The organism is Allokutzneria sp. NRRL B-24872 (assembly GCF_002155965.1).
In the GTDB taxonomy this organism is placed as follows: Bacteria; Actinomycetota; Actinomycetes; order Mycobacteriales; family Pseudonocardiaceae; genus Allokutzneria.
In genome coordinates this window covers 1-17,042 of sequence record NZ_MUMH01000114.1, presented here as the reverse complement: position 1 = coordinate 17,042, position 17,042 = coordinate 1, and the positions used below count along the sequence as shown (strand labels likewise).

The window sequence follows — 17,042 nt, the reverse complement described above, 5'->3', positions numbered from 1 at the left end:
CGACGCGGCCAAAGACCAACACAGCATGCGCTTCTTGCCGAACCCGACCAGAGCACTACTTCTTGGACTTCTTGTCCCCAGCCTCATCGGTGGACAGCGCAGCCACGAACGCCTCCTGCGGCACCTCGACGCGGCCGACCATCTTCATCCGCTTCTTGCCTTCCTTCTGCTTCTCCAGCAGCTTGCGCTTACGGGTGATGTCACCGCCGTAGCACTTGGCGAGCACGTCCTTGCGGATGGCGCGGATGTTCTCGCGGGCGATGACCCTGGACCCGATCGCGGCCTGGATCGGCACCTCGAACTGCTGGCGCGGGATCAGCTCGCGCAGCTTGCTGGTCATCCGGGTGCCGTAGGCGTAGGCGGCGTCGCGGTGCACGATCGCGCTGAAGGCGTCGACCGGCTCGCCCTGCAACAGGATGTCCACCTTGACCAGCTGCGAGGCCTGCTCGCCCGCCTCCTCGTAGTCCAGCGAGGCGTAGCCGCGGGTGCGCGACTTCAGCGCGTCGAAGAAGTCGTAGATGATCTCCGCGAGCGGCATCGTGTAGCGCAGCTCGGTGCGGTCCTCCGACAGGTACTCCATGCCGCCGAGCTGACCGCGCCTGCTCTGGCACAGCTCCATGATCGCGCCGACGTACTCCGCAGGCGAGATGATGGTGCACTTGGTGATCGGCTCGTGGATCTCGGAGATCTTCCCGTCCGGCCAGTCGGAGGGGTTGGTGACCACGTGCTCGGTCTCGTCCTCCATCACCACGCGGAACACCACGTTCGGCGCGGTGGAGATGAGGTCGAGGCCGAACTCGCGCTCCAGCCGGTCGCGGGTGATCTCCAGGTGCAGCAGGCCGAGGAAGCCGCAGCGGAAGCCGAAGCCCAGCGCGGCCGAGGTCTCCGGCTCGTAGGTCAGCGCGGCGTCGTTGAGCTGGAGCTTGTCCAGCGCCTCGCGCAGCTCCGGGTAGTCCGAGCCGTCCATCGGGTACAGGCCCGCGTAGACCATCGGCCGGGGCTCGCGGTAGCCGCGCAGCGCCTCGGTGGCCCCGCGCTTCTCCGAGGTCACGGTGTCGCCGACCTTGGACTGGCGGACGTCCTTCACGCCGGTGATCAGGTAGCCCACCTCGCCGACGCCGAGGCCGACGCTGGCCTTGGGCTCCGGCGAGACGATGCCCACCTCCAGCAGCTCGTGCGTGGCACCGGTGGACATCATCTTGATCCGCTGACGCGGGGTGATCTTGCCGTCCATCACGCGGATGTAGGTCACCACGCCGCGGTAGGTGTCGTAGACCGAGTCGAAGATCATCGCGCGCGGCGGGGCCTCGCTGTCGCCCTTGGGCGCCGGGATCAGCCGGACCGCCTCGTCGAGCAGCTCGCGGACGCCGAAGCCGGTCTTGGCCGAGACCCGCAGCACCTCCTCGGGCTCGCAGCCGATGATGTGCGCGAGTTCCTTGGCGTACTTGTCCGGGTCGGCGGCGGGCAGGTCGATCTTGTTGAGCACCGGCACGATGGTGAGGTCGTTCTCCAGCGCCAGGTAGAGGTTCGCCAGCGTCTGCGCCTCGATCCCCTGCGCCGCGTCGACCAGCAGGATCGCGCCCTCGCACGCCTCGAGCGCCCGGGAGACCTCGTAGGTGAAGTCCACGTGGCCGGGGGTGTCGATCAGGTGCAGCACGTGCTCGGTGTCGCCGACCTTCCACGGCAGCCGCACGTTCTGCGCCTTGATCGTGATGCCGCGCTCGCGCTCGATGTCCATGCGGTCCAGGTACTGGGCCCGCATGGCCCGCTCCTCGACAACGCCGGTCAGCTGGAGCATCCGGTCGGCCAGCGTCGACTTGCCGTGGTCGATGTGCGCGATGATGCAGAAGTTCCGGATCAGTTCCGGGTCGGTGAACGTCTTGTCCGCGAACGAGCTCATGCGGCGACCTCGCAGTGCTCGGCGGTCGTCAGGGCAGCTGCGCTCTCGGAACCGCGCAGGGAGTTCGTTCGCTTCACTCGGAGTCCTCGCTGGCTATGGGTGACACCCCATGGTCCCATGTCGGTGACGATGCCCGGCACACGTCCGGGACAACCCTGATGCGGCCTCAGTCACCAGGCGCTTGGCTTGGGCCCATGAACAGCGTGGCGACCAGCGAACCCGGCACCCTGTCCGCCCTGTTCGAACCGAGGACGGCGCGGGCGGAGCGCCGCCTGGTCGAACACGCTCGGTTGCGGCCCGGTGACGCGGTGCTCGTGCTGGGCGCGGGGACGGGGACCGGCCTGCGCGCGGCGGGCGAGCTCGTGCCGAGGGGCGTGGCGATCGGGGTCGACCCGTCGCCGGAGGCGCTGCGCGGGTGCGCCGCGCGCTGCCCGGAGCTGGTCAGCGACGGGCAGGTGCGGCTGCGCCCCGGGACCGCCGAGCGCACCGGCCTCGGCGACCGCTGCGTCGACGTGGCGATCTCCACCGACACCGTGCACCTGTGGCCCGACATCGCCGCGGGCTTCGCCGAGCTGCACCGCGTGCTGCGCCCCGGCGGCTCGCTGCTGCTGTCCGTGCGCCGGTCGAGGCTGCGCTGCAAGCCGCTCGACCTGAGACTGCTCGCCAGCAACGCCGGTTTCGCCGAGGTGATCATGCGACTCGGCTCGTTGCGCCCGTTCTCCGCGCGGCGCTTCGAACTCCTCGCCCGCAAGCCCTAGGCGAACGCGAGCACCGCGCGCCAGTGCAGCCGCCACGACAGCCGCACCTGCGAGCGGCGGGTCACCGCGTAGGCGTCCCACACCGTGTAGCCAGCACTCATCACGCCGATCGAACAACCGTGTTGCAGCAACAGGAAATAGCCGGTGTGCAGCACGGAACTGAGCCCCATCCCGAGCACTGCGGCGAAGCCGAGCGGCGGACCGTCGAGCGCGATCACGACGGCGAACGGCAGGTAGATCACGGCCGAGGCCGACCACTGGCGCGCGCCGAGCTCACCTGCTATAAATCTGATATCACTTTGCTAGGCAGCGCCCAGGGGAGGCCGCATGTCCGACCAACTCGTCCACACGCCGTCCGAGATCGCCGCGAGCAGGCCGACGCCGAAGATCCGCGAGACGGACGGCAACCGCCTGCCGGGCGTGCCGATGTTCCTGGCGGGCTTCGTGCTGCTGCTCGCGGGCGCCGCACAGGTCGTGCTCGCCGCCAAGACCGGCACCTCCGCGTTCCTCTTCACCGGCATCGGCACCGCGATCGTCGCCGCCGTCCTGATGGCCGGGCTGGTCATGGTCGCCCCGGGCCAGGCGCGGGTGCTCCAGGTGCTCGGCCGCTACACGGGAACGATCCGCTCCGACGGCCTGCAGTGGGTGAACCCGATCTCCACCAAGACCCCGGTGTCGACCAGGATTCGCAACCACGAGACCACGGCGCTGAAGGTCAACGACGCCGACGGCAACCCGGTGGAGATCGCCGCGGTGGTCGTGTGGCAGGTCAACGACACCGCGCAGGCCATGTTCGAGGTGGACAACTTCGTCGACTTCGTCCAGGTGCAGACCGAGACCGCGGTGCGCCACATCGCCACCAGCTACCCCTACGACAACCACGGCGAGACCGGGCTGTCGCTGCGCGAGAACGCCGACGAGATCACCGAGCGGCTCTCCGCCGAGGTCGCCGCGCGCGTCACCTCCGCAGGCGTGAACGTGATCGAGTCGCGGATCACCCACCTCGCCTACGCGCCGGAGATCGCGCACTCGATGCTCCAGCGGCAGCAGGCGAGCGCGATGGTGGCGGCGCGCCAGCGGATCGTGGAGGGCGCGGTCGGCATGGTCGAGCTGGCGCTGGACCGGCTGGCCGAGCGCGATGTCGTCGACCTCGACGAGGAGCGCAAGGCGGCCATGGTCAGCAACCTGCTCGTGGTGCTCTGCGGTGACCGCTCGACCCAGCCCATCGTGAACACCGGGTCGCTCTACCACTAGGACGTCGTCGTGGCTGAACGCAAGAGCGTCCTGCTCCGGCTGGACCCGGCGGTGCACGACGCGCTCACGAAATGGGCCAACGACGAGCTGCGCAGCGCCAACGCGCAGATCGAGTTCCTGCTCCGGCGGGCGCTCACCGAGGCGGGGCGAATGCCGGACAAGGCAGCGAAGCCCGCCCGCCGGGGGCGCCCGCCCAAACACCCACCCGAGACCGAGTAGCCGTTTAGCGAGAACACGAGAACGGCTCCTTGCTTTGGCGCAGAAGGGTTTCTGGCCCTAGGTTCCGAATTCTCCAACCTCGGGAGAGAACTCGTGAAGCCACTTCTCGCCGCCCTGCTCGTCCTGCTCCCGGCCGCGTGGACACCAACGGCCGCCGCGTCGACCTCCGACACGGCGTGCACGTCGTCCGCGCGGCCGGTCGTGTTGCTGCACGGCACCTTCAGCGACAGCAAGAGCACCTGGAGGGAACTGACCGACGCGCTCAAGAAGGACGGCCGCTGCGCCCACGCGCTCGACTACGGCGGCAGGGGCAAGCGCCCGGTCGCGCAATCGGCGGGCGAGGTGTCCGCCTTCGTCGACGAGGTGCTCCGCAGGACCGGCGCGGCCACCGTCGACCTCGTCGGCTACAGCCAGGGCGCGGTTCTCGCGCGGTACTACGCGAAGAACCTCGGTGGTGCCGCCAAAGCCGGTTCGCTGATCGGCATCGCGCCGCCGAACCACGGCCTGCCGCCCGGTGACATGCCGGACTGGTTGGCCAAGGACTGCCCCGCCTGCGTCGACCAGGTGGCTGGCTCGCCGTTCATGAAGGCGCTCAACGAGGGCGGCGACCTGGTCGGGGCGCTCCGCTACACGACCATCGCCTCCGAGCACGACGGCCTGCTGGGCCTGGCCACCCAGGCGCTGACCGGCCCGGCCGACCGAGTGTCCAATGTGGTCGTTCAGGACCGCTGCCCGCTGGACTTCACCGGCCACGGCCAGATGACGCACGCGTGGACCACCGTGAAGTGGGTCGTCAACGCGCTGCGCAACAACGGGCTGGCGGACCCGGCGTTCACACCCTGCTGAGCAGCACGGCGGCCGATCGGCGGAGTGACAGGAAAAAGTGACCTCGCTTACATTTCCCTGAAGTTACTCGCGAGTTCACCGCAAGTCTCAACGGGGAGACGACATGCGACTGCTGCGCGCCCTGCTCTGCGCCGCCCTTCTCGCCACAGCCACGACGGTTCTCGCGGCGGGTACCGCCACCGCGGCGCCCGCCGCGTGCCAATCCAGCAAGCGACCGGTCATCCTGCTGCACGGGACCTTCAAGAAGTCCGGGAGCACGTGGGACGTCCTGGCACCCGAACTGAGCCGAGGCGGGTGGTGCCATTACGCCCTCGACTACGGCAACGGCGGGCTGAACCCGATCGCCCAGTCCGCCCGCGAACTGGCCGCCTACGTGGACCAGGTGCTCGCGGCCACCGGAGCGTCCAAAGTGGACATCGTCGGCTACAGCCAGGGCGGCATGATGCCGCGCCAGTACCTGAAGTACCTCGGCGGCTCGGCGAAGGTGAACTCGGTGATCGGCATCGCGCCGTCCAACCACGGCACCACCCAGCCGCTGGCGAAGCTGCTCGGCGTGACCTTCTGCCCGGCGTGCGAGGACCAGTCGGCCGGATCGTCGTTCCTGCGCTCGCTCAACGACGGCGGCGACCTCGTTGGCTCGGTGAAGTACACGACCATCGCCACGCGCTACGAACTGATCGTGACGCCGTACCAGAGCCAGGCCCTGTCCGGCCCCCGCGACCGCGTGACCAACGTCGTGCTCCAGGACACCTGCCCCGGGCACTTCACCGAGCACCTGCTGATCCCGCACTCCCGGCCCGCCACGCAGTGGGTGATCAACGCGTTGCAGCGCGGCGGTGTCGCCGACCCCGGCTTCCGCCCGCAGTGCTGATCACGCTCCCAGCACGACCTTCCAGCCCAGGCTGAGCACCAGGGCCGCGACAACGGTCAGGAACACCTTGCGGACGAACTCCGAGCCCCGGCGCACGGCCATCCGCGCGCCGAGTACGGAGCCCGCGAGGTTGCACAGCGCCATCGACAGGCCGATCCCCCACAGCACCTGCCCGGCGGGCACGAAGTAGCAGAGCCCGCCGAGGTTGGTCGCGGTGTTGATCACCTTGGCCGTGGCCGACGCGCGCACGAACGCGAAGCCGACCAGGCCCACCAACAGGAACACCAGGAACGAGCCGGTCCCGGGTCCGGCGAGCCCGTCCCAGAAGCCGATCACCACGCCGCCGCCCAGCATCACCATCAGTTGGCGCACGCGGGAGAGCCGTTCCGCGTCCTCGGCGCCGAAGCCCGGCCTGCGCCAGGTGTAGAGGCCGACCCCGACCAGCGCGCACAGGACGACCACGTTCAGCACGCCCGGCGGCAGCATGTCGGCGAACGCCGCTCCAGCGACGGAACCGCCGAACGCGAGCACCGCCGTCGGCGCGGTGCTCCGCCAGTCGATCTTCGTGCGGCGGACGTAGGTGCCAACGGCGGCCGCCGTGCCGACGAACGAGGAGAGCTTGCTCGTGGCGAGCGAGTGGATCGGAGCGCCGCCCGGCATCACCAGGAGCATCGCGGGCAGTTGGACGAGACCGCCCCCGCCGACGATCGCGTCGATGGCACCGGCGAGGAAGGCGGCGGTGCACAGGAAGGCCAGCGCGGCGACGGAGACACCGGCGAAGCCGGGCAGGTCCAGGGTTGTGAACACCGGCGAACGTTAGGCAGGCACCCGTGCAACAAAACAACGCTTACCAGGAGGAAAGCGCTCTCACATTGCTCCGAACGGCAGCTGTTGGTGACCAAGCTCACCGCCGAATGTGAGGGTGCTGCTGCCGCACACCCTCTCGTTGGAGGAGCACGTGCCCACCGCTCGAAGAACTGCCGCGCTGGCCGTCACGGCCGCGCTCACCCTCCCGCTCACCACGGCTGCGCAACCGGCCGACCACCTCAACGCCGGGCTGCCGGTGGAGGCCAGGGTGCACGCCCTGCTCGGCCGGATGACGTTGGAGGAGAAGATCGGCCAGATGACCCAGATCCGGGTCGGCAAGCTCCGGGGCGACTGCGACGCGGTTCCGGGACCGCTGCGCGAGGACTGCATGAAGCCGGTGCTCGTGGACGCCAAGGTCGGCTCGATCCTCTCCGGCGGCGGCGACGTCCCGGCCCCGGACCCCAGCCCGAAGGCATGGGCGGAGATGACCAACGCCATCCAGAAGTACGCGCTGGACAACAACCGGCTCAAGATCCCCGTGCTCTACGGCGCCGACGGCGTGCACGGGCACAGCAACGTGGTGACCGCAACGATGTTCCCGCACCAGATCGGCCTCGGCGCGACCTGGAACCCCGAGCTGATCGAGCGCGCGGGCGCGGCGACCGGGCAGGCGATGCGCGCGACCGGCGTGTTCTGGAACTTCGCCCCGGTCTCCGATATCGCGAGGGACACCCGGTGGGGCCGCTACTACGAGACCTACAGCGAGGACCCGCACCTGGCGGGAACCCTTGCGGCGTCAGCGGTTCGGGGCATGCAGGCCGATGACGGCAAGACCGCTCGGCTCGCCGCGACCGCGAAGCACTTCGCCGGGTACTCCGAGCCCAAGGGCGGCCACGACCGCGCGCCCGCGTTCCTCCCGGTGCGCACGCTCCAGGACCAGGTGCTGCCGCCGTTCACCGCGCAGTTCCGCGCGGGCGTGCGCACAGTGATGATCAACTCCGGCTCGGTCAACGGCGTTCCGGTGCACGCGTCGAAGTACATGCTCACCGAGCAACTGCGGAACCGGCTCGGCTTCACCGGCGTGGCGATCACCGACTGGCAGGACATCCGCTCGCTGGTCACCAAGCACAAGGCCGCCGCCGACTACCCCTCGGCGATCGCGATGGCGGTGAACGCGGGCGTGGACATGGCGATGGAGCCCTCCGCCGCCGGGGAGTTCACCTCGGGGCTGCGCCAGGTGGTCCGTGACGGGCGGGTCAGCGAGCGCCGCGTCGACGAGGCCGTGCGGCGCGTCCTGCGGCTGAAGTTCGAGCTCGGCCTGTTCGAGCGGCCCTACGTGGACCCGGCCGTGGCCGACGAGCGCGTCAACGGCGTCGGCCTCGACCTCGCCCGCAAGGCCGCGATCGAGTCGATGGTGTTGCTGCGCAACGAGAAGTCCGCCTTGCCACTGGCCAAGGACGGCAAGATCGTCGTGACCGGCGACACCGCCGACGACGTGCGGCGGCAGCTCGGCGGCTGGACCGTCGATTGGCAGGGCGTCCCGGAACAGGGGCCTGTGCCGGAGGCGGTCACCGTGCTGGAGGGCATCCGCGCGGCGGCTCCGGGCGCCACGGTCACGCACGCTCCCAACCAGGCCGACGCGGTCGCGCAGGCCAAGGACGCCAAGGCGGTCGTCGTGGTGCTCGGCGAGAAGCCCGGCGCTGAGGGACCCGCCGACACCGAGGAACCCGCGCTCACCGCGGCTCAGCAGAGCTTGGTCGACGCCGTGCGCGCGACGGGCAAGCCGGTGACCGTCGTTCTGCTCACCGGCCGCCCGCAGGTGCTCGGTTCGGTCGCCAACGCGGATGCGTTGCTCGCGGGGTGGCTGCCCGGCACACAGGGCGGCACTGCCGTCGCGGATGTGTTGTTCGGCACGGCCAATCCCAGCGGCAAGCTCCCGGTGTCGTGGCCGAAGCGCATCGGCGACCAGCCGATGTCCTACGACCAACTGCCCGGCACCAACGGCGGCGAGAGCTCGAAGTACGACCCGGCCTACGCGTTCGGGCACGGCCTGTCGTACACGAGCTTCGCGGTCGGAGCGCCGAGCGTGCCCCCGACGGTCCGGGCAGACGCCAAGGTCAAGGTCGGCTTCACCGTGCGCAACACCGGCTCGCGCGCGGGCACGGCGGTCGTCCCGGTCTACGTGCACCAGCCCGTGGCGCCGCTCCAGGTTCCGGACAAGCGACTGGTCGGCTGGGCCCGCGTGGAGCTGGCCGCGGGCGCGCAGCGGGCCGTCGACGTGGAGTTCTCCGCCGACCAACTGGCCCTGACCAGCGGCGATGTCGACGGAGCTGGCCGGAGAGAGGTTCCGAGAACCGGCTACGACGTGGTCGTGGAGGACCAGCGAGCCCCCTTCGCGGTGCGCTGACCCGAGCCGTTCGGGAGGCTCGTTGTGGGAGGCACGACGCCCGGTTGTTAGGATTCCGGGCGTTGTGCCGCGCGGCGTTCCGTCGTGGAGGAGAACTCGCCGAGTTCGGGCGAGTGCCGATCAAGCGCGGTGCACCACCCCACTCGAACGGAAGAGGGTCCAGCCATGGCCAACATCAAGTCGCAGGTCAAGCGCATCAAGACCAACGAGAAGGCGCGCCTGCGGAACAAGTCCGTGAAGTCGGCCCTCAAGACGGCCATCCGCAAGTTCCGCGAGGCCGCCGAGGCCGGGGACAAGGACAAGGCCGCCACGCTGCTCGCCGAGGCCAGCAAGAAGCTGGACAAGGCCGCCAGCAAGGGCGTCATCCACGCGAACCAGGCCGCCAACAAGAAGTCGGCGATGGCCCTGCGCGCCAACAAGATCTGATCGGATCACCCGCTCAGGTCCCACGGACACGAGAACGCCGCCCCGCGACCAGCGGGGCGGCGTTCTTCGTCTGTGCGGCACCGGTCGCGGTTCTCCGGCGGTTTTCCGGCCCGGACAAGGAGAAGGGCCTAGGTACGGGGCCCTGCTCCCCGTACCTAGGCCCTTTCAGCAGCCGAACACCCTGTTGACGGGCGAACGGCGAGCCATCCACTGACGGACCCGGCAGCGCGCGCGGCTGGCGATGCACTCGGTCGCGCGTCGGGTCGTGCCCAGCCTTCGTGAGATCTCGTCGTGCGGGAGACCGTGGGAAAGCCAGAGCAGGACATAACGTTCGCGCCGACTGAGCTTGCCGCAGTGCGCGACGAGCCACTCCGCCTCGGCCTGATCGCTGATCGACTCGGCCGGATCTGTCACGTCCAACGGTAGCAGCCTGGCGTGCGTGGCGACCTGACGCGCGGTGGTGCTCCTGCGGGCCTCGTCGACGCACAACCGCTTCACCACGGCCACCAGAAAGGGCATCACCCGTTGCGGGTCCAGGGCCGGGAACTCCATGGCCCTGATGAAGGCCTCGTGCACGAGGTCCTCCGCCGCCTCACCGGCACCGGCCCTGACCGCGATCCTGATCAGCGCGGGGCGCAGGTCGACGCATTCCCGCCAGAACTCCTCGCTTCGTGACCGCGCGCAGCCGTCGAGCAGCGCCCCGGCCTTCTGATTGGTCAACAACACGACTCCTAGCATCGACAGGAATTATCGGCGGGACCGACAAGCGCGTCTGAACGAGTTATCCGGCCAAATTCCCTTCGAAGCACCTAGGTCTTCACGAGGCGCAACCCGAAGCCCCCTCGACCGCCTTAGATACCACCGCAAGAACGGTCCTTTGGCAAGGCTTCGTTGCGCAGGAAAACATGGTTCCCTCGGACAGCAGGGCGCATACCGCCATTGGAGGGATCGACCCCTGCTTCCCCCGTCTGTGAGGACGCTCACTGAGCGCGACCGGAAGCCGCCCGCGTATTCGGAGTGGGACACCCACAGGTGACCCGAGATATATCCGAACATATTTCGAGGAAAGGGAAGTCCATGTCCTGGAACCGACCGCTCAGGTTCGTTCCGATCGCGGTGACCGCGCTGCTCGCGGCGCTGGCGACGCCGGCAGGGGCGATCCCCCCGAGCGCGCCGCCCGCCGCCGCGCTCGTGCTCACCAGCACTCCCGGCGAGGTCCCCGCGCCGTCCGCGCGGCGGGTCCCGCTGACCTGTTCGCCGGACGGCGGCGGCCATCCCGCGCCCGTGGCCAGCTGCGCGGCGCTGGCGCGGACCGGTGGGAGCATCGCCGCGCTCCACCTCGACCGCGACGCGAGCTGCCCGCTGATCTACGCCCCGGTGACCACCACGGCGATCGGAACGTGGCTCGGCCGCCAGATCCGCGAGCGCGTCACATTTCCCAACAGATGTGTGTTGACCGCAAAGACCGGACCCTTATTCCGATTCTGACGAGTTCTCACCAGGCCGGGTGCGACGAGGTTGTTGCCGCGACAATCACATATTCAGTCACGCGCAGTTCACGCAACCGTCAAGGTCGTCACTCGTAGGCTGTATTGACATGAATTCCGAAGAAATATCTTCAGATCACGGAAAGGGTTCACAATGCTCCGCAACCGTTTGCCCGGCTCGCTCCTGGTCGCCGGCGCGGTCGTGTTCTGTCTCGCCCCGGCTCCGGCAGTTGCCGGAACCGACGGGAACACGCCCTCGGTTCTCGCACTGTCCGTGGTCGACGAGCACCGGGCCACCCCCGCCAGGAGGGTGACTCTGCGATGCGACCCCACGGGCGGTAACCACCCGCTCGCCGCCGCCGCGTGCTCTCAACTGGCGAAGGTCGCCGGAAACTTCACCCGATTGAATGCCGTTCCTGTTCCACGGTGCACGAAGGAATATGCACCTCGCACTGTGCGCGCGACCGGTTTCTGGCGCGGGCAGGCGGTGAGCCACCGGGCCAGCTACGCCAACAGCTGCCTGGCACTGGCGGCGACCGGCTCGGTTTTCCGCTTCTGAGCTGGCGTTTTCCCAGCAGAGCGGAACAAGCGGGGGTTCCTCGGCGTGCCGCTGGCGGAGGAGCCCCCGCGACCGGTCGCCGGATGTGTCCGTTGCGTCCTGTACGTCCCGCTTCAGCGCCGGTTGCGCGCGGCGGCCACCTTGAGCACGGCGCGCTCCACCGCGTAGTCGGCGCTGGCGGCCATGCCCTTCACCTCCGCGTTGAGCGTGGCGACCAAGCCCATCGCCTCGGCGAGGCCCTCAGGGGACCAGCCCTGCGCCTGGCCGAGCGCCTTCTTGACCTTCCACGGCGGCATGCCGAGCTGACCCGCGAGCTGGAACGGGTCCGCCCGCCCCACCCCGGCAACCCTGGCGATCGTGCGCACCGCGTCGGCCAGCGCGTCGGCCAGCAGCACGTGCGGAACCCCGAGCTGCAACGCCCAGCGCAACGATTCCAGCGCGGCGGTGCGGTCACCGGTGACGGCCTTCTCCGCCACGGCGAAACCGGCCACCTCCGCGCGGCCGCGGTGGTAGCGGCGCACCGCCTGCTCGTCGACCTTGCCGCCGGTGTCCGCGACGAGCTGCGATGCCGCCGCCGCCAACTCACGCAGGTCGTTGCCGACCGTCTCCATCAGCGCCGCGAGCCCTGGCCCGTCGATCTTGCCGCCCGCGCGCCGAACCTCGTTGCGCACAAAGGATTCCCGGTCGCTGGCCTTGGTCAGCTTGGCGCACTCCGCGACCGCCGCCCCCGCCTTGCGCAGCGCTGCGGGCAGCTCCTTGGCGAGCTTGCCGCGCCCGCCCCCGGTGTGCGTGAGGACCAGGGTCACGCCCTCGGCGGGGTCGCGGATGTAGGAGAGCACCGCCTCGGCGATCTCCTTGCCCGCGTCCTGGGCCGCCTCGAGCACGATCACCCTGCCCTCCGCGAACAGCGAGGGGCTGAGCAGCTCGGCTAGCTCGGGAGGGGTGAGATCGGTCACCCGGACCCGGCGCAGCTCGGCCTCCGGATCGGCCTGCCTCGCGGCGTCGAGGGCGGCCCGCACGGACCGCTCGACGAGGAGCTCTTCCTCTCCGATGACCAGGTGCAACGGGGCTGGCGCTGCGGCGGGAGCACTCACCGCGCCATCCTCGCACGAGGGTCGGACGGCACGGCCGCCGCGCACGTCCCGCATCATGGGCAACGGTGGCTCTCCCGTGGGACGGTGCCGTAGCGTGACCACCGGACGGCCGCCGATGCGCGCCGCCACACAACTGAAGAGCTCATCCAGAGGGGTAGAGGGATCGGCCCTACGACACCCCGGCAACCGACGCTGACGGCAAGCGGACTCTCCGCGAGGCCAACGGCGATCACGGTGCCAAATCCGGCCCGCACGAGCGGGAAAGATGAGGAGAGACCTCGCGATGACGACCATCGAGGCGCGCCGCAGCGCCCACCAGTTCGACCTCGGCCCGGCCCGCGCCCTGGTGTGCCGCGAATGTGGCAACGAGGTACCGCTCGCCGCGGAGTTCGCGTGTTCGGAGTGTTTCGGCCCCCTTGAGGTCGGCTACGACTTCGGCAAGATCACCCGCGCGGAGATCGAGGCGGGGCCCCGCTCCATCTGGCGCTACCGCAACCTCCTTCCGGTGCCCTCGGACGTCCAGGAGCACCCCAACACCGACCCGGGGCTGACCCGGCTGGTCAAGGCCGACCGCCTGGCCGCCGCGCTCGGCGTGCGCAAGCTGTGGGTGAAGGACGACACCGGCAACCCCACGCACTCGTTCAAGGACCGCGTGGTCGCGGTGGCGCTCGCCGCCGCGCGCCAGCTCGGGTTCACCGTGCTGGCCTGCCCCTCCACCGGCAACCTGGCCAACGCCGTCGCCGCGGCGGCGGCGCGGGCGGGCTGGGAGTCGGTCGTGCTGATCCCCTCCTCTCTCGAACGCGCGAAGGTGCTCACCACCGCCGTGTACGACGGCGCGCTGATCGCCGTCGACGGCAACTACGACGACGTGAACCGGCTGGCCACCGAGCTGGCCGCCGACCACGAGGACTGGGCGTTCGTCAACGTCAACGTCCGCCCGTACTACGCGGAGGGCTCCAAGACCCTCGGCTACGAGGTCGCCGAGCAGCTCGGCTGGCGCCTGCCGCAGCAGATCGTCGTCCCGGTCGCCTCGGGCTCGCAGCTGACCAAGGTGGACAAGGCCTTCCGCGAGCTGGGCGAGCTGGACCTGGTGGAGCCGACCCCGTACCGGGTCTTCGGCGCCCAGGCCACCGGCTGCTCCCCCGTGGCCACCGCGTTCCAGGCGGGCCACGACGTGATCCAGCCGGTGAAGCCGGACACGATCGCCCGTTCGCTGGCGATCGGCGCTCCCGCCGACGGTCCCTACGTGCTGGACACCGTGCGCCGCACCGGCGGTTCGGTGGAGCACGTCAGCGACGAGGAGGTCGTCGACGCGATCCGCCTGCTGGCCCGCACCGAGGGCATCTTCGCCGAGACCGCGGGCGGCGTGACCGTCGCGACGGCGAAGAAGCTCATCGAGTCCGGCCAGCTCGACCCGGACGCCGAGACCGTCCTGCTGATCACCGGCGACGGCCTGAAGACCCTCGACGCGGTGGAGGACAAGATCGGCCCGCGCGCCACCGTGCCGCCGTCGAGCGCCGCCGTCCGCGAGGCGCTCGGCCTCTGACAGGTCACTGACAAGCGCTCACCGCCTGGGCGGTGGCCGTGGTTCTCCTCTCCGTGCGGTCGCCAGACCATCGCGGGTGGCCAGAACGGCGATGTCACCGTCCAGGTCGGTGCGCAGGACGCGCACCCCGGCGAGCGATTGCAGGACCAGTGGGCTCGGGTGGCCGTAGTCGTTGCCCGCGCCCACGCAGATCAACGCGACTCGGGGTCGCACCGCCCCGAGGAACCGGGGCAGGCTGTAGCGAGACCCGTGGTGCGGCACCTTGAGCACGTCCGCGCTGATGTCCACTGTGGACGCGAGAAGCTCCGCCTGCGTGGCCAGTTCGATGTCGCCGGTCAGCAACATCCGCCCAGCTGGCGTGTGCGCCCGCAGCACCAGTGAAGCGTCGTTGACCGCTGTTCCCGGCAGCGGCGCCGCCGAGGTCCGCGGTGCTGGAGACCGCAGCGGTGCCAACACCTCCAGCACCAATCCCGGCCACTCCAGCCGTTGACCGCGACCCAGTTCGATCAGCGGCACTCCCGCCGCCGCGGCGGTGTCACGCACCTCCTTCATCGCCCACGCGGGTTCTCTCAGCGGCCCAACAGCGACCGCGCCCACAGATCTTTCCGCGAGCACCGCCGCGAGCCCGCCGATGTGGTCGGCGTGCAGGTGGCTCAGCACCACCACTGGCACGCGGTCCACGCCCAGCCGATCCAGACAAGCGTTGACCGCCAACGGTTCTGGCCCGGTGTCGACCAGGACCGCACGCCCCGGCTCAGCGACCGCCAGCACCACGGCGTCGCCCTGCCCGACGTCACAGGCCACCGATGCCCAGCCGTCGACGGGCCACTGCGGCTTGAGCAGCTTCACCGGAACCGCGGTCAACACCAGCACAACCACGCCGAGCACCACCACGATCCGGAACCGACGACTCCGCAGCAGCATCACGACCACGACGAGCAGCGCGGCGAGCAGCAGTCCGCCGAGCACACCGGACGGCCACGGAACGCCGCTGTCCGGCACCGCGGCGGCATACCTGCCCACGGTGACCAGCCACCACACCTCCGGCCCCGCGAGGTGGACCAGGAGCTCCGCGGTGCCCTCGTGCACGGTCGAGACCAACGCGGCGAGCACTCCGAACACCGTCGCGGGAGCCACCACCGGAGCCGCGAGCAGGTTGGCCGGAATCGCCACCAGGCTGATCTCTCCGGACAGCGCCGCGATCACCGGAGCAGTGGCGAGCTGCGCCGCCGCCGGAACCGCGATGGCCTCAGCCAAACCCACTGGCACTCCACGATCGCGCAGAGCCCCAGCCCACCTCGGCGCGAGGATCACCAGTGCCGCGGTCGCCAGCACTGACAACGCGAAACCCGCGGTAGTGGCCAGGCCAGGGTCGAACAGCAGCAACGCGATCACGGAACCGGCGAGCGCGGGAAGCGCAGAACCCTTGCGCCCCAACACCAATGCCAGCAGAGTCACGCCGCCCATCACCGCCGCGCGCAACACACTGGGTTCGGGTCGCGCGAGCACCACGAAACCGACCAGAGCCAACACCGCCGCCAGGCCCGCCAGCCGTGGCCCCGCCGTCAACAACCGGAAGAGCAACAGGACGGCGCCACACACGATCGCGAGATTCGCTCCACTCACGGCCAACAAGTGGGCCAGCCCGGACAACCGGAACTCCTCCACGACGCGTGGCGACAGTCCGCCGGTGTCACCGACCACCAACGCCGGAAGCAATCCCGCGAGTTCCGGGGAAAGCACCTTGGCAGCGTCACGGAGACCGGTGCGCACGCCATCAGCGGCGGTCTGCCAACTCGGCGCGAGACCGACAGCGATCGGTGGTCCGCGAACGCGCAACACCGCCACCGTGAAGTCCCCACCGCGCGGCATGATCAGCGCTCCAGTCGCCGTGACCTCCTGCTCCGGCAATAGCTTGGACCACGCATCCGCCGGAGCCAGCAGCAACACAGAGCCGCCCGGGTCCTCGCTCAACCGCGCGCGGACCGCCACCTGGTCCGCTCCGGCGGGCCGTCCGGCGTACCCCTTGGTGCGCAAAGGTCTTGGGTCTTCGGACAGTGTCGCTCGGATCGTCGCGGTCGCGCCCTTGCTGGCCAGCTCGCGCAGCGGGTGCGTCGCGGCAGGCAGGGCATGGCTGGTGACGACCACCGCAGCCGCGCCCGCGAGGACGCTCGCCGCGAGCAGGCCGTTGGCCCACACACCCGTTCCCCGCCACACCGCGAGGAGCGCGAAAGCCACCGCCAGCACTCCGCACAGCACTGTGGCGAACCAGCCGAGATGCAGTCCGACCAGTGCCACCGCCCAGACCGCGACCGCGGCGGGCACGAGCCGGATGTCCAGCTGTGCCGGGATCACAGCGTCACCAGTTCGCGGAGCTTCGCCAGACGCGAGCTGCCGATGCCGTCCACCTCGCGGAGTTGGTCCACCGAAGCGAACCTTCCGTGCTTGGTGCGCCACTGCACGATCCGCTGCGCGGTCACCTGCCCCACGCCCGGCAGGCCGTCGAGCTGCTGGACGGTGGCCGTGTTGAGGCTGATCTTCGCGTTCTCCGACGGGCCGCTCTCGCCCGGCGGCGCGGGTGCGCCGACGACGATCTGCTCGCCGTCGCTGACCTTCCTGGCGAGGTTGACCGTCGCGGGGTCGGCGTCGGGCAGCACTCCGCCCGCCGCCTGCACGGCGTCGGCGATCCGCGCGCCCTCCGGCAGCGACACCAGGCCGGGTTTGCCGACCCGGCCGACGACGCTCACCACGAGCTGAGTCGTTTTCTGTTGTGGCGCAACAGGAGCCGAGACCACGGGCGCTGGTTCGGCCGCGACACCGGCCGGCCACAGCAGGACCGCCACGAGGGCGACGAAGGCGGCGACCGCC

Annotated in this window: 17 protein-coding genes and 1 riboswitch; of the genes, 10 read left to right on the top strand and 7 right to left on the bottom strand. The window is 70.1% G+C overall.

Annotated elements, in window-relative coordinates:
* Positions 1-55: 55 nt before the first annotated feature.
* Positions 56-1,900 carry a translation elongation factor 4 gene (gene lepA / locus CCN37_RS26955; protein ID WP_086826064.1) on the bottom strand — a complete coding sequence of 615 codons (1,845 nt, stop codon included), beginning with the start codon at positions 1,898-1,900 and terminating at the stop codon, positions 56-58.
* Between the two features lie 194 nt (positions 1,901-2,094).
* On the opposite strand from lepA, the gene CCN37_RS26950 reads away from it, so the two are divergent.
* The gene (locus CCN37_RS26950) at positions 2,095-2,658 is read left to right on the top strand and encodes a class I SAM-dependent methyltransferase (RefSeq protein ID WP_168200876.1); all 564 of its coding nucleotides are present in this window, start codon (positions 2,095-2,097) and stop codon (positions 2,656-2,658) included.
* Here CCN37_RS26950 and CCN37_RS26945 read toward each other — a convergent pair.
* Positions 2,655-2,900 (bottom strand): hypothetical protein, encoded by a 246-nt coding sequence (locus CCN37_RS26945; protein ID WP_086826062.1) that lies wholly within the window; start codon positions 2,898-2,900, stop codon positions 2,655-2,657. The genes CCN37_RS26950 and CCN37_RS26945 overlap by 4 nt on opposite strands.
* Before the next feature lie 85 nt (positions 2,901-2,985).
* Between CCN37_RS26945 and CCN37_RS26940 the strand changes: the two genes are divergently transcribed.
* The 4 genes from CCN37_RS26940 (at position 2,986) to CCN37_RS26925 (ending at position 5,848) form a co-directional block, all read left to right on the top strand.
* A complete protein-coding gene (locus tag CCN37_RS26940; protein WP_143261832.1) occupies positions 2,986-3,912 on the top strand; it encodes an SPFH domain-containing protein in 927 nt (308 codons plus the stop codon).
* 9 nt (positions 3,913-3,921) lie between these two features.
* Positions 3,922-4,131, top strand: coding sequence for a hypothetical protein (locus CCN37_RS26935; protein ID WP_086826061.1), 210 nt, complete (start codon positions 3,922-3,924; stop codon positions 4,129-4,131).
* 93 nt (positions 4,132-4,224) lie between these two features.
* Entirely contained in the window at positions 4,225-4,977 is a 753-nt protein-coding gene (locus tag CCN37_RS26930; RefSeq protein ID WP_168200875.1) for a triacylglycerol lipase, read from the top strand.
* Positions 4,978-5,080: 103 nt separating this feature from the next.
* Positions 5,081-5,848 (top strand): triacylglycerol lipase, encoded by a 768-nt coding sequence (locus CCN37_RS26925; protein ID WP_086826057.1) that lies wholly within the window; start codon positions 5,081-5,083, stop codon positions 5,846-5,848.
* Here CCN37_RS26925 and CCN37_RS26920 read toward each other — a convergent pair whose 3' ends face one another.
* Positions 5,849-6,655, bottom strand: coding sequence for a TSUP family transporter (locus CCN37_RS26920; protein WP_086826055.1), 807 nt, complete (start codon positions 6,653-6,655; stop codon positions 5,849-5,851).
* A 115-nt stretch (positions 6,656-6,770) separates the two neighbouring features.
* Between CCN37_RS26920 and CCN37_RS26915 the strand changes: the two genes are divergently transcribed.
* Together CCN37_RS26915 and rpsT are read left to right on the top strand one after the other, a co-directional pair.
* Positions 6,771-9,062 carry a glycoside hydrolase family 3 N-terminal domain-containing protein gene (locus CCN37_RS26915; RefSeq protein WP_246843342.1) on the top strand — a complete coding sequence of 764 codons (2,292 nt, stop codon included), beginning with the start codon at positions 6,771-6,773 and terminating at the stop codon, positions 9,060-9,062.
* 165 nt (positions 9,063-9,227) lie between these two features.
* Positions 9,228-9,488, top strand: coding sequence for a 30S ribosomal protein S20 (gene rpsT / locus CCN37_RS26910; RefSeq protein WP_086826051.1), 261 nt, complete (start codon positions 9,228-9,230; stop codon positions 9,486-9,488).
* 165 nt (positions 9,489-9,653) lie between these two features.
* On the opposite strand, the gene CCN37_RS26905 is transcribed toward rpsT, so the two are convergent.
* A complete protein-coding gene (locus CCN37_RS26905) occupies positions 9,654-10,211 on the bottom strand; it encodes an RNA polymerase sigma factor (RefSeq protein WP_168200874.1) in 558 nt (185 codons plus the stop codon).
* A gap of 354 nt (positions 10,212-10,565) precedes the next feature.
* On the opposite strand from CCN37_RS26905, the gene CCN37_RS26900 reads away from it, so the two are divergent.
* Positions 10,566-10,976, top strand: a complete 411-nt coding sequence (locus tag CCN37_RS26900; protein ID WP_086826047.1) for an SSI family serine proteinase inhibitor — start codon at positions 10,566-10,568, stop codon at positions 10,974-10,976.
* A gap of 153 nt (positions 10,977-11,129) precedes the next feature.
* On the top strand, positions 11,130-11,534 hold the full coding sequence (locus tag CCN37_RS42095; RefSeq protein ID WP_086826045.1) for an SSI family serine proteinase inhibitor: 405 nt from the start codon (positions 11,130-11,132) through the stop codon (positions 11,532-11,534).
* 113 nt (positions 11,535-11,647) lie between these two features.
* Here the strand turns inward: CCN37_RS42095 and holA are convergent, their stop codons facing one another.
* Positions 11,648-12,628, bottom strand: a complete 981-nt coding sequence (gene holA / locus CCN37_RS26890) for a DNA polymerase III subunit delta (protein ID WP_086826043.1) — start codon at positions 12,626-12,628, stop codon at positions 11,648-11,650.
* A gap of 139 nt (positions 12,629-12,767) precedes the next feature.
* A riboswitch (SAM riboswitch) is annotated at positions 12,768-12,900 on the top strand.
* Positions 12,901-12,911: 11 nt separating this feature from the next.
* On the opposite strand from holA, the gene thrC reads away from it, so the two are divergent.
* Positions 12,912-14,174: a threonine synthase gene (gene thrC / locus CCN37_RS26885; protein ID WP_086826041.1), complete on the top strand. Its 1,263-nt coding sequence runs from the start codon at positions 12,912-12,914 to the stop codon at positions 14,172-14,174.
* Between the two features lie 18 nt (positions 14,175-14,192).
* On the opposite strand, the gene CCN37_RS26880 is transcribed toward thrC, so the two are convergent.
* Positions 14,193-16,529, bottom strand: coding sequence for a DNA internalization-related competence protein ComEC/Rec2 (locus CCN37_RS26880; RefSeq protein WP_086826039.1), 2,337 nt, complete (start codon positions 16,527-16,529; stop codon positions 14,193-14,195).
* The coding region (locus CCN37_RS26875) for a ComEA family DNA-binding protein (protein ID WP_143261831.1) at positions 16,526-17,042 on the bottom strand (517 nt) is incomplete at its 5' end. The genes CCN37_RS26875 and CCN37_RS26880, both read right to left, overlap by 4 nt.

Coding starts and splice junctions, on each gene's coding strand:
- lepA (WP_086826064.1), bottom strand. CDS start 1,900: ATGAGCTCGTTCGCGGACAAGACGTTCACCGACCCGGAACTGATCCGG.
- CCN37_RS26950 (WP_168200876.1), top strand. CDS start 2,095: ATGAACAGCGTGGCGACCAGCGAACCCGGCACCCTGTCCGCCCTGTTC.
- CCN37_RS26940 (WP_143261832.1), top strand. CDS start 2,986: ATGTCCGACCAACTCGTCCACACGCCGTCCGAGATCGCCGCGAGCAGG.
- CCN37_RS26925 (WP_086826057.1), top strand. CDS start 5,081: ATGCGACTGCTGCGCGCCCTGCTCTGCGCCGCCCTTCTCGCCACAGCC.
- rpsT (WP_086826051.1), top strand. CDS start 9,228: ATGGCCAACATCAAGTCGCAGGTCAAGCGCATCAAGACCAACGAGAAG.
- CCN37_RS26900 (WP_086826047.1), top strand. CDS start 10,566: ATGTCCTGGAACCGACCGCTCAGGTTCGTTCCGATCGCGGTGACCGCG.
- CCN37_RS42095 (WP_086826045.1), top strand. CDS start 11,130: ATGCTCCGCAACCGTTTGCCCGGCTCGCTCCTGGTCGCCGGCGCGGTC.
- thrC (WP_086826041.1), top strand. CDS start 12,912: ATGACGACCATCGAGGCGCGCCGCAGCGCCCACCAGTTCGACCTCGGC.